This is a genomic window from Stutzerimonas kunmingensis (genome assembly GCF_900114065.1).
Lineage (GTDB): Bacteria > Pseudomonadota > Gammaproteobacteria > Pseudomonadales > Pseudomonadaceae > Stutzerimonas > Stutzerimonas kunmingensis.
In genome coordinates this window covers 167,506-179,264 of the sequence record NZ_FORS01000008.1, presented here as the reverse complement: position 1 = coordinate 179,264, position 11,759 = coordinate 167,506, and the positions used below count along the sequence as shown (strand labels likewise).

The following is an 11,759-nucleotide window of genomic DNA, read 5'->3' as shown; positions in this document are numbered from 1 at the left end:
CGTGGCAAACCGCAGCAGGTACTGTTTCATTCCGATCAGGGCAGCCAATACGCTAGCCGCCTGTTTCGGCAACGGTTGTGGCGATATCGGATGGAACAGAGCATGAGCCGCCGGGGCAACTGCTGGGATAACTCGCCGATGGAGCGATTGTTCCGCAGTTTGAAATCGGAGTGGATTCCACCGACCGGTTACCTGACAGCTCAGGAGGCCCAACGGGACATCAGTCATTACCTGATGCACCGCTACAACTGGATCAGGCCGCATCAATTCAACGATGGGCTACCGCCTGCGGTGGCCGAAGAAAAACTTAACCCACTGTCCGGGATGGGTTGACCACTACAAAGGGCATACGACAGCGTCATGCTGCCCCCTCATTCCGCTGCACTGGCAGTGGAATGAGGGGGGTGCATTCCACCAAGATAGATATGCGGAATGAAGGGGCCGCAAGCCCGTCAGATAGCCCTGTCACGCGCGGACAGAGCCAAACAAGCCAGCCCCCGCATCCTTCTTAAGCAGCTCATATACAACTGTCAGGAACACATCCCGCGTCGACTCATCGCTGAGCAACTTGGTCGCCATGCTGGTATGGCTGCTCATGGCGGCGGCGATGGCGGAGATGGCTTTTGAGGGCAGGTCGGCCTTCATGGCCTGCTCCATGGTGTTGTTGTGCACCTGCGCCATCACCACGTTGTCGGCGCGCAGCTTCTCGGAAACGTGCACAGCGAAGGCCACCTGGTCGGTGTCGGTGATGTCCTTGCCGAAGGCGTTGTTGAGCTTCTCGATCAGCTCGGTGAGATACTTTTTCTCGCGGTCGCGGGCATCACGCAGGCCGTTGTCGGTCATTCCGTAGAGGCCGGGCGTTTCTGCCTGCACGCCAACACCACTGAGGTTGCTACCCTTCTTGATCTTGTAGTGGCTGAGCTTCAGGTCGCCCAGATCCACTTGCTCCGCCGTAATGCCTTTGAGCCGCTTACGCAGCAGGCGGGCATAGCTGGCGAAGGCCTCCAGACTCGGGTCAGCGAAGTCAATCAGTTGGGCGATGTACTCATAGCTACGCACGAACTTCGTCAGGCTCTCGCTGAATATCATCAGCTCGTCACGCGCCTTGCAGTACTCCGAGCGCTGCACATCGGCGTAATCCATGTCCTTTTCGTTGCCCTCGGCGTGAGCCTTCTCCCAAGCCTTTTCCCACTGGTCGATGGCGTCGTTGAGCGTCCTGAGCTTACCGTTGAAGCGGTCGGTCGCCGACTGTGTAAGCGAGAACAGCTTCTGGTGCGTCACCTTCGGATCAACGATGGCATTGCCGAAGGCCTCTACCTCAGCCTGCTCGTAGATGAACATGCCATCCAGGCGCTGCTTGATGTCGTAGACGATATTCGGGTCCTGGATGTCCGCCACCTGGGCATCGCGGTAGAAGGTTTTGAACGATGCGAGGATCTCTTCGGACTTGTTGACGAAGTCGATGACGAAGGTCTTGTCCTTGCCGGGGAAGGTGCGGTTCAGGCGCGAGAGTGTCTGCACGGCCTCCACGCCAGATGTCCTCTTGTCCAGGTACATGGCCACCAGCTTCGGCTGGTCAAAGCCGGTCTGGTACTTGTTTGCGACGATCATCACCCGGTAGTCCGGTGTGTCGAAGACCTTGCGCATATCACGGCCATTCAGCCTGGGATTCAGGTTGGTCTCGCTGAAGCTGTGATCCGTTGGCAGGCTGGACTCCTCCACATCCGTGTTGGGCACCTCACCTGAGAAGGCGACCATGGCCCGTATGTTCTCGTAGCCCTTGCGCTGGCAATAGTCCTCCAGCGCCAGGTGGTACTTCACCGCTGCAGCACGCGAACTGGTCACCACCATAGCCTTGGCCTGGCCACCGAGGAGGTGCGCCACGTTCTTGCGAAAGTGTTCGACGACCAACTCGACCTTCTGGCCGACGTTAACCGGATTTAGCGATAGCCACCTGGCCAGCTTGCGACCGGCGCTCTTCTCGTCCACGCGCTTGTCATCGACCATGTCGCTGCCGATTTTGAACGCCACCTCGTAGCTGGTGTAGTTCTTCAGCACATCGAGGATGAAGCCTTCATCGATGGCCTGCTGCATGGTGTAGAGATGGAACGGTGCTGGGGGATTGTCAGTGCTTACCGGCTGCGCCGGGTTGCGCGGGCGACCGAACAGGCTCAGCGTCGAATGCTTTGGCGTTGCAGTGAAAGCGAAGTAGCTGGCATTGCCAGGGCGAGAGCGCGAGCTCTGCCACACGGACAACCGTTCCGCCTTGGTCAGCGTTTCCCACTCCGCCTCGCTCTGTCCGGTCAGCACATAGCGCAGGTCATCGGCCGTACTGCCGCCGGTGGAGCTGTGCGCCTCGTCGATGATGATGGCGAAGCGGCGGTTGCGCAGACTTTGCTCGCCGAGAATGGCCTTCTGCGCATAGGGGAAAGTCTGCAGGGTACAGACGATAATCGGCACGCCATCGAGCATGGCCTTGGCCAACTGCTGACTTTTGGGCAGGCTCGACTGCTGGCGGTCGATGGCGCAGACCACACCGGCCTGGTGTTCGATCTGCTGGATGGCATCCTGCAGCTGCTGGTCAAGCACCTGGCGATCAGTCACCACGATCACGCTGTGGAAGTACGGCTCGCCATCCGGACGGCGGACACGGATCAGCGAGTGCGCCGTCCAGGCGATGGTGTTCGTCTTGCCAGAGCCGGCGCTGTGCTGGATCAGGTACGGTTGCCCTGCCCCTTCTACCCGCACCGCATCGATCATCTTGGTCACGCCTTCCCACTGGTGGAACCGCGGGAAGATCAGGCCTTCCTTGAAATAGGTCTTGCCGTTCACATCCTCGGCTTCCTTGCGTTCCTGCAGCACGAAGCGATGGAAGATGTGCAGCCAGTTGTCCTTCTGCAGCACCCGCTCCCAGAAATAGCTCACCGGGTAGCTGCCGTTCTCGCCCGGAGGGTTGCCGGCGGCGCCATCGTTGCCTCGGTTGAACGGCAGGAAGAAGGTCGAATCCCCAGCCAGCTTGGTGGTCATGCGGATGTCGCTGTCGCTCATGGCGAAATGCACCACCGCACCGCGCTTAAAGGTCAGCAGCGGCTCTGTGCCTCCACTCCTGCGCTCAGGTCGGCGATCCACCCGGTACTGCTCCATCGCAGCCTCGACGGACTGGGTGAAGTCTGTCTTCAGCTCCACCGTGGCCACCGGAACGCCGTTAATGAAGAAAGCCAGGTCGATCTCGTCGGCCTTGTCCAACGAGTAACGCAGCTGCGGCACCACGCGCAGGCGATTAGCCGCATAGCGAGCGATAACCGTGTCGTTGCGTGCATCCTCGGGCAGTCCCTGGCTCATGGCCAGGGTGCCGGCACCGGCGATAGCAATTCCGTAGCGCAGCACGTTCACTGTGCCGCCATCGACCTTGTTCTCCAGCTGCTTGACCAGGCGATCCAGCACCACCGCTTCAGTGCCAGCGCCATTCATGGCGCGGAGCTTGTCCATGGCCGCCGGCTGGCTGTCCTGCAGCCAGCCCAGTACATCCTCGGGAAAGAGCGCCCGCCCCTGGTCATAGTCGGCGGATTTGCCCACCCACCAGCCGGCAGCCTCAAGCTGCTCGACGATATGGCGTTCCAGTTCGCATTCGTGGTGGATGTGGCTCATGGAGCAGTCCCTTGTCTTACCTGCCCCTGAAGATCGGAGGGCAGTTTGTCTTAGGTTGTCTTAGGTTTGTCTAACGCTCGGCGTCTTTAGATGAACTGAGCACCCACCGTCCTTTGTGCAATCCGCCTGATTTCACAATGGTTTGGTCGCGCTTCGACATGGCGTGCAGCAGGTTGCGAAACTTGTTCAGCTTCTGCTTTTCGTCTAATGCATCGGAAAGTTTGTCTAGGATCAGCCTCAATAGCTCCTCCCGCGAAGCAGATCCGTACTTCTTCAGGAAGCCAATAATCAGATCCTTGTAGTAGGCATCATCGAATGCGCGGTTACGGATGTAGTCATCCTTGTTTCCGGTGGTTTTTGCCACCTGCGCGGCCGGGTAGTAGTTGGGTTTACGCCCCTCGATCAGCCCCTGCTTACGCAGCAAGGAGGCTGCGTCATCGGTGATTGCCTGCTTCTTCTGCACCCGGTCCAGCAACATCACCGTATTCAACGGCAGATCCTGACGCTCCAGCAGCAGGCGAGTGTAGTTCTCGTCGAGAACATGCCCATATATTTCCAGAACCACCTTGTCCGGAGTCGACTTGCTGTAGTCGGGCAGAGGGAAGTAGCGCTTGCGCTGGGACTGGGTCATGGTGCTGATACCAAAGCCCATGGTATCGATCATGCTCAGGCTGACCATGGCCTGTGCCAACCAGGGGTTACGGTAGCGACTCGGTGTGACCTCACCACTAAAGTAGTCCTCAGGCTTACCCTCGAAAAAGCCACCGGCATTCTCGAACACCAGCCGGTCCACCCGCTCGGTCACCAGGATGCGCGAGCGCAACTGGTAGTCCTGGTGCGCGATGCAGTTATGCAGAGCCTCCAGAATCACCCGGGTGTCGTACTTGCTGACCTCAGTGGCCAGTAGCTGATTCTGCGGAAAGAGCTTGTAGCCGATATTGCGGATGCGGTGCAGCACCTGAGTGGTGCTCAGCAGAAACGGCGGCCCAAAGTGTTCGTAGGCCTGCTCCTCACCCATCAGTTTCCAGGTGATTTGCGCCAGTGCCGGCAGGAAATGGCTGGCCTCTGGCTTGCCCAGCAGCAACAGAGCCGTACGGGTTACACCGCCCTGTATGGTGAGTTTGGCTTTGTCGAGAAAGGTGGCCACATCCCAGCAGGCTATGTCCTGGGCGAAAGCCGTATTACGGTGTTTCTCGGCGAATTTCTCGCGGGCAAGAGCAAGCGCGGCAGGGTCCAGATCGTTCAGCGTTGCCCCTTCTACAATCTGCGCAGACCAGTCACTGGTATCCAGCGGCTCGTGCAGAATGGCCTCCAGGCGTTCCTGGCGCATTTCCACCAAGGAGTCATCCAGCCGCTGCCAGGCTTTGTCATGGGCATACACCGGCATACGCGGCCGGTGCTTGGGGATATGGAACACCCACACCGTCTTGCCGGTGTCGTCGGTCGTAAAGGGCTCGACGCGGAAGCCTTCCGAGTCGAGCGCCCGGCAGCGCTCCAGCAAACGTTGGCGAACATTATCGACCGTCTGGTTGTTGAAGTCTTGAATGCCCACGATGCGCAGCGTGGCGTCCTCCACACCGATCACCAGATGCCCGCCCTCCATATTGGCGATAGCCGACAGGTAGCTGATTACATCCTTACCTTCGGCGCCCATAAGGGCATGGCGCAGGTTCTTGAACTCCTTCCACTCGCAGGCGGCATTTTCCTTGGGGAAATGCTCAAGCAGGTACTGTTGCAGTCTGGCTTCATTCACAGGCTTCAGCCCCCGTCGGCAGCTCTGAGATATTCAACTGCTGCTCCTGCCAGGCCGCATAAGTCTGCCCGGTTTCCTCAACCACCCAGGACGTACGACCGTTCGCAGCACGGCCGCAGACCACGGCCGCTGCCGCACTGGGGCTACTAAAGGCGTAGTCGTCGCTGAAGGTCAGGTGTTCGCCGCCATCGGCCACCAGCACACCTTCGTCGACCAGTTGCTTGAACAGCCCTTGATAGCCGCGCTCGGTGCCTACCCAGTCGGCCCGGGCCTTGGAGCCTTTGAGCACGAAGAACTCGCCGTCGATCTCCTGCCCCTGAGCGCTGAGGCGGTAGCGCGGAACCTCCAGTGTGAAGCGCGGAGAGCGGCTGACCGGCACCAGAGTGCTTGCCACAGCCGGTGCGGAAGGCTTGGTCAGCTCGCGCAGGAAGTCGAAGCCCAACACCGGCAGCACGGTGCGGATCTGCTCCAGGAAAAAGGCCATATCGGCACGGTCGGATTCGGGCAGGCTGACGTATTCATGCGCAGTACCGTTGACCAGCTCGGCGCGCCCCAGACTGCCAGCGATGCTGATTAGCAGGCTTTCCAGATACTTCACATGGGCCTTGGTCAGGTTCTGGTCCTTGCTGGTGACCAGGCAAACGCGCTCCCAGAAGTCCTTGCCGCCCGCCTCCTCCGGGCGATTGTGGCTCTTCAGGCGCTTGGCCACATCGTCCGATTCGCCGATATACACCTTCGAGCGCAAGCTGTTATCCGGGTCGGGGCCAACCAGAAAGTACACGCCGGTGCGCGCGCACTCGGGGCGCTGCACCAGTTCGGCCAGCTTGGAGCGTGGGCCGGTCAGCACATGGCCGGTCCAGTTCATAATCTCGGCGGTCAGCAGGCCATTGGGCGTGCCATCCACCAGAAACAGACGCAGACTACGGCCCTGGTTCATACCGCCTCCCGCAGATCGATCTGGCCGGTGACGGCGGCGGTGATCAGGGCGGAGCGGCGTTCTTTTAGGAGTTCGATACTGCGCTCGGTTTTTCCAATCAGGCTATCTAGCCGCCCAGTACCTTTATCGAGGTATTGCGTGATTGTTTCCTGCTCTACCTGTGATGGAACTGCAAGCCAGATTTCTTTGGTTTTCTCTTGGTTCATGATCCCGATGGTCGCCGCATTTGCCAGGAACCACATTGCTTCGGTCTTAACCGAAAGCGAATAGGCAAGGAAGTACCCATTCACGCGGGAACTAGGAATGACTGCATTTATCTGCTGATTTGCCGAGGCCGGATCAGCGATATAACCAACTTTGCCCAGCGTGGCTCCAATGCTCACAACAAGCACTGAGCCCGCTGGATAGACCTTTGCCTCTCCAGTGCTGACAGCTAAAGCACTGACGCGCTTTTCAGAAGAAGTAAGCACCAGCGAACTACCGAAGTCTCCCGGCGTGTACCACGCTAGGCCATCAGCATCTGGGGCGGGCTGCTCCTCGGACGGAGTACCGCCAGTTTTTACAGCAGTCACTACACGCCGCAGAGGCAGAGCCTCCCAATGCTCCGGCACCTCTCCCAGCCACTCCACGCCGGAGTCTTTCATCTTCACGTTGGGGTCGAGGCCCTTGGTGACGGCATGGGTGATCAGCGCCTGGCGCTTTTCGCGCAGCAGTTCGATAAAGCGGGTTTTCTTTTCAATCAGCGCGTCGATGCGGGCGGTTTCGAGGTCGAGGTGAGCTGCAATTTCAGCCTGCTCCAACATGCCTGGCAGAGGTATCTTGAATTTATTGATATCCCACTGAAACAGATGCGGTACTCCCATCCCCCCCTTAAGCACCTGAATGGTATTTTCCAAGTAAGAGCATTTGAATAAGTAATACAAGTACAAAGGGGTCAATCTTTGGAAAGGCGTGATGACCGCAATAGAGCTATTAACAGTAGCAGCGCGCGGCAATTTTCTAACAACATTCACAGTGCCGAGCGTAGAGCCGTCTTTGGCAAGAAGAACATCACCTACAGCTAGCTTTATCTCGGGCGACTCTTCATAACGCTCTTCAGTAATAAAATTAACGTCGGAAAAATCTATTTCTGTCCCTTTTATGTCAGGGGTAGAAAGGAATGCATATCCATCATCTACATATTCTTCAGCCTTCAAACCCTTCCACCCAAGACGAGCTCTAACCCAAGCCTCAAAGCCAAGGCGAGAGATTTCCCAGTTGTCTGGTATAGCGTCCAACCACTCCACCCCGGAGTCCTTGTAGGCCGGATAGGGTTTGTAATGGCTCATGCCGTGACCTCACCCAGCAGCGCGGCAATCTCGGCCTCCACCGCTTTGAGATCGGCATCGATCTCGGCCAGCGCACGCGGCGGCTGGTAGACGTAGAAGTAGCGGTTGAAGTTGATCTCGTAGCCGACGATACCGACCTGGCCATCCTTCGCATCGGTCTTGCCGCTGTCGATCCAGGCATCCGGTACATGGGGCAGCACTTCGCGGGCGAAGTAGTCGTCGATGCTTTGGTTAAGCGGCACGTTCTCGAACTCGCGCAGGTCGGCGTCGGCCTGTTGGTTACCCTTGTCGTCCAGCACCGGCTGGGCATTCGCGTCGCGTTCGCCGAAGCAGGCCAGCGCGGCTTTCAGCGCACCCTTGCCGAGCTTCTTGATGCCGGCGGTCTTGAGGAAGGCCGGCAGGTTGTCGAACTCGCCCTGCACACCAGCAAAGGCCTCGATCTGGTCAGCGCCCTTGGTGTGGCGGTAAGCAGCAAGCTTTTCCGGGGTGACAGAGAAGCGCAGGCGCAACGGGCGCTCGACGGTGATGCGCCGGTAACCGAAGTCGGTAGTGGCGAAGATCTTCGAGTTCGGACCTTCCTCGAACGCCTCGTGCAGCTTGGCGATTTCTGCGATCTGCTCGTCCGATAGGTACTTGCGCTTGCTGCCCAGGCTCTTGCGCATCGGCACGTGCATGGCGCTGGCGTCGATCAGCTGCACCTTGCCCTTGCGTAGCGCGTCCTTGTGGTTGGAAAGCACCCAGATATAGGTGCCGATGCCGGTGTTGTAGAACAGGTCGTTGGGCAGAGCGATGATCGCTTCCAACCAGTCGTTCTCCAGAATCCAGCGGCGGATCTCCGACTCGCCGGAGCCGGCCCCACCGTTGAACAGCGGCGAGCCGGACAGCACGATGCCGATGCGGCTGCCACCCAGTTCGACGGGCTTGCGCTTGGACAGCAGGTGCATCAGGAACAGCAGCGAACCATCGCCCACGCGCGGCAGGCCAGCACCGAAGCGGCCAGCGAAGCCTTGCTGACTGTGCTCGGCCTGTACCTGCTTCTGAACGTTCTCCCACTTCACACCGAACGGCGGGTTGGCCAGGCAGTAGTCGAACTGCTCATGGGGCAGGTGATCGTCGGACAGGGTGTTGCCGAGCTTGATGTTACGGGTGTCGTAGCCCTGGATCAGCTTGTCCGCAACGGAGATGGCGTAGGTTTCCGGGTTCAGCTCCTGGGCGTAGGGCACTAGGCGGGCATTGGGGTTCCACTCGTAGACCTGCTCGATGGCCGAAGACAGGAAGCCGCCCGTACCAGCCGCACAGTCGTACACGGTACGCACCACGCCATCACCATTGAGGGCCTGATGATCCGGCGCGAACACCAGGGTGGTAGCCAGGCGCACCACGTCGCGCGGGGTAAAGTACTGTCCGGCGTCGTCGTTGGATGATTCGGCAAACTTGCGGATCAAGTGCTCGAATACTAGCCCCATTTCATGGTTGCTGATTTTGTCCGGGTGCAGGTCGACCGCTGCAAACTTCTGCGCAACCAGATACAGCAGATTGGCCTTCTCCAGCTTCTCCAGCCAGCGGTCGAAGGCAAAGTGGTCGAAAACCTGGCGGGCGTTGGCAGAGAACTTTGCGATGTAGTCTTCCAGGTTGGCACGGGTACTGGTGGAGCCGACACTGGCCAGGGAAAACTGCGAGACGTTGTAGAAGGTGGCGCCGGCAGTGGTCGGCAGGATCAAGTCCATGTCCACGCCGCTGGCCTTCATCGCCTCGTACTGGCTGCGGACCTTGTCACGGGAGGGCTCCAGCACACACTCCAGACGACGCAACACGGTGAACGGCAGGATGATGCGGCCGTACTCGGAGGGACGAAAGGCCCCTAGCAGCAGGTCCGCGATGTTCCAGATAAAGGGAGCCAGGGTCTGTTGATGCACGTGCGTAGTTCCTTGTAGCGCCCCAAGGGAGAGCGTGAATGCTCAACCCCCACGAGTTAGCTTGATCGGGTGACGAACCTTAACCGCTCGTCTGCGGCCGAGCCAGTATTCGGTCTTGCTAGTCGTGGCGACTGTGTGAATATCCTTTGTAAGTTTTGCAGCTCTGCTCTGGGAGTGATACCGGGGCGGCCCAGCCGGCGGTGGCCCGTAAACACCGGCAGCGAACCACGAGATTTGTGCTTCGGCACTGCCTCCATCTCGGGGGTTCGCATCCCGCTTATTAAAAAAGCCCGCATCGTGAGGTACGACGCGGGCTTCTTCTTTTTTCAACACGCATAAAAGTATCAATACCTCTTTCCGCAAATTTAAAAAACCAAGCGAAAAATAGCCCCGCCGATACCAATTCACACTCCCGTCATAAAAAACCGGCGCTAACAGCGCGCCATTTCAAGAGTTTTTCATTTTTTTTTGCATTTTGCGAGAACCATTAGCTGCAGGGAAACCGGATAATCCCCACACAACCAACACACAGGGATATATCCATGACCAAGAACTTCTTCCAAATCGACTTAGAATGCATGGAAGGTGCAAAGCACAAAATCCTGCAGGAGGTATCTGAACTCCGTGACGCTTACATGATCAACAATTCCAGTTACAAGGAGATCCGCCCTGTGTTGGCAGTACTTGATGGCCAGTCGTTTGTAACGTGGCTGCCAAAAAACTCCGAAAACGAATTGGTAATCGAGTTGGCCACCTCGCCAATCGAGGCGTTGATGTGCGAATTTTGCTTCAACATGAGCGACGAAGAGGTAGAGATTTTTCTGGATGTAGAAGAGCAGATGCAGCCACTGCGTGAGCAACTAAGAATCATAGATGCGGCCATCAACGCTATTTTAAGTTTTAACGATTCAGCAAGTTCTAGCCATGGCAGATAACCGGGAAAGTCAGCTTGGGCGTGAACTGCCCAAGCTGATAGAAAGAGATTTTCCTTATCTGCGCGATGTGCGTGATTCGTTGGCGGCGCTCGCAAGGGAGGAAGCCTCAAATATTCAATATACGTACCGAAAGGCGCGCGAGGAATATCAGAAGAATATAAAAAAAGGGGGCGCTTGGGTTCACGATGTTCGCATTAAAGACACAGTAAGCGGCGCATACGTGGAGTGGTTCGCCTACAAAGGACGGTACGGAGACCAGTGCTACTCGGAAGGAATTCGAAGCGAGGGGCTACTAAGAATTCCCGCCAGCAAATTTAAAAAATGCTCAGCTGCAGAGTCCAGGGCGATCAAGGATGCAGAGGACGCATTCGAAAAGGTGCGAAAGCTTTGCCAGCATGTCTCGAAAATCTCTGAGGCCCTAAATTCAATTCCTCAAATGAGGCTAATAGGGGATCACTGTAAGCGTGAGCGCAAGCGTTTGAAATGGGAAGACATCATGGTAGCTGACAACTTCAGCTGTGATTGCGACGAGCCTTGCACAGATTGCATAACGTACTAGAAGAATCGACGAGCTCAACTAGAGCGCCCATGCAATCCACAGCTAGAAAACAACACAAATCGCGACCACTCTAAACCGTCCGCAATCGCACTATAAATCGGAGGAAAAGCCGAAAACATTGCCGCCCACGTCAACAAAATCATCAACCATCGGCAACCCAGTAGCCGGATTAATGCAAAACGTCGGCTGAGTATCAAATTGACAACTTACATCCACAAAGCTCCAGCCATTAACTTCTATGCAAGAGGCCGAATCCACAGCGGAGCCAGCGGAAACTACATTGCACTGTAGGCTGTCGTAAAACGCAGCAGAGAGCGTGTCATTAATAACCACCCCTTCGTTTTTAACCGGGTAGATGATAGTGATATACCCATCGTTTGTTTGCCGCGCGCTAAGCAGCCTTCGAAAAAATCCAAGCATCTAAAAACTCCTAAAACCAGCCCGCTATTTTTTCCGCACTGCCGGGCGATGGCGCCGAGCCAGGCAGAGCCACCTTGTCTGCATCCGACATTAAACGTAGATAATAACTTTCGCTGCCCTCTTGCAAACGGATGGAGAAAGTAATCTCGACCTCATAGAAGCCGGGCGCTTGCTCAGCCATTACCAATAGCTCTCGTAACTTTGATGAAAACTCTTGCACGTTTTATCCCTCTTAAGTCCGAGCAGATAATTACCCACGTAAG

Annotated in this window: 10 protein-coding genes; 3 read left to right on the top strand and 7 right to left on the bottom strand. The window is 57.2% G+C overall.

Annotated elements, in window-relative coordinates; genetic code table 11:
- The coding region (locus BM275_RS18095; RefSeq protein ID WP_139229561.1) for an integrase core domain-containing protein at nt 1–333 on the top strand (333 nt) is incomplete at its 5' end.
- 132 nt (nt 334–465) lie between these two features.
- On the opposite strand, the gene BM275_RS18090 is transcribed toward BM275_RS18095, so the two are convergent.
- The 5 genes from BM275_RS18090 to BM275_RS18070 form a co-directional block, all read right to left on the bottom strand.
- Nucleotides 466–3,648, bottom strand: a complete 3,183-nt coding sequence (locus BM275_RS18090) for a type I restriction endonuclease subunit R (protein WP_042923029.1) — start codon at nt 3,646–3,648, stop codon at nt 466–468.
- A 70-nt stretch (nt 3,649–3,718) separates the two neighbouring features.
- Entirely contained in the window at nt 3,719–5,401 is a 1,683-nt protein-coding gene (locus tag BM275_RS18085) for an RNA-binding domain-containing protein (protein ID WP_042923028.1), read from the bottom strand.
- Nucleotides 5,394–6,338, bottom strand: a complete 945-nt coding sequence (locus BM275_RS18080; protein ID WP_042923027.1) for a GIY-YIG nuclease family protein — start codon at nt 6,336–6,338, stop codon at nt 5,394–5,396. The genes BM275_RS18085 and BM275_RS18080 overlap by 8 nt, the downstream gene beginning before the upstream one ends.
- The gene (locus BM275_RS18075) at nt 6,335–7,666 is read right to left on the bottom strand and encodes a restriction endonuclease subunit S (RefSeq protein WP_090522736.1); all 1,332 of its coding nucleotides are present in this window, start codon (nt 7,664–7,666) and stop codon (nt 6,335–6,337) included. The genes BM275_RS18080 and BM275_RS18075 overlap by 4 nt, the downstream gene beginning before the upstream one ends.
- The gene (locus tag BM275_RS18070; protein WP_042923026.1) at nt 7,663–9,582 is read right to left on the bottom strand and encodes a type I restriction-modification system subunit M; all 1,920 of its coding nucleotides are present in this window, start codon (nt 9,580–9,582) and stop codon (nt 7,663–7,665) included. Before BM275_RS18070 ends, BM275_RS18075 begins: the two co-directional genes overlap by 4 nt.
- 542 nt (nt 9,583–10,124) lie before the next feature.
- Here BM275_RS18070 and BM275_RS18065 point away from each other — a divergent pair.
- Together BM275_RS18065 and mobI are read left to right on the top strand one after the other, a co-directional pair.
- Nucleotides 10,125–10,517: a hypothetical protein gene (locus tag BM275_RS18065; RefSeq protein WP_090522734.1), complete on the top strand. Its 393-nt coding sequence runs from the start codon at nt 10,125–10,127 to the stop codon at nt 10,515–10,517.
- Nucleotides 10,507–11,076, top strand: a complete 570-nt coding sequence (gene mobI, locus BM275_RS18060; protein ID WP_042923022.1) for a conjugative transfer protein MobI(A/C) — start codon at nt 10,507–10,509, stop codon at nt 11,074–11,076. Before BM275_RS18065 ends, mobI begins: the two co-directional genes overlap by 11 nt.
- 90 nt (nt 11,077–11,166) lie before the next feature.
- On the opposite strand, the gene BM275_RS22130 is transcribed toward mobI, so the two are convergent.
- Nucleotides 11,167–11,496: a hypothetical protein gene (locus BM275_RS22130; RefSeq protein ID WP_042923021.1), complete on the bottom strand. Its 330-nt coding sequence runs from the start codon at nt 11,494–11,496 to the stop codon at nt 11,167–11,169.
- Nucleotides 11,497–11,506: 10 nt separating this feature from the next.
- Nucleotides 11,507–11,716: a hypothetical protein gene (locus BM275_RS22125; protein WP_139229584.1), complete on the bottom strand. Its 210-nt coding sequence runs from the start codon at nt 11,714–11,716 to the stop codon at nt 11,507–11,509.
- Nucleotides 11,717–11,759 lie beyond the last annotated feature (43 nt).

Bases quoted from the DNA above. Each gene is read 5' to 3' on its own strand.
- BM275_RS18065 (WP_090522734.1), top strand. From the start codon at position 10,125: ATGACCAAGAACTTCTTCCAAATCGACTTAGAATGCATGGAAGGTGCA.
- BM275_RS18080 (WP_042923027.1), bottom strand. From the start codon at position 6,338: ATGAACCAGGGCCGTAGTCTGCGTCTGTTTCTGGTGGATGGCACGCCC.
- BM275_RS22130 (WP_042923021.1), bottom strand. From the start codon at position 11,496: ATGCTTGGATTTTTTCGAAGGCTGCTTAGCGCGCGGCAAACAAACGAT.
- BM275_RS18075 (WP_090522736.1), bottom strand. From the start codon at position 7,666: ATGAGCCATTACAAACCCTATCCGGCCTACAAGGACTCCGGGGTGGAG.
- mobI (WP_042923022.1), top strand. From the start codon at position 10,507: ATGGCAGATAACCGGGAAAGTCAGCTTGGGCGTGAACTGCCCAAGCTG.
- BM275_RS18090 (WP_042923029.1), bottom strand. From the start codon at position 3,648: ATGAGCCACATCCACCACGAATGCGAACTGGAACGCCATATCGTCGAG.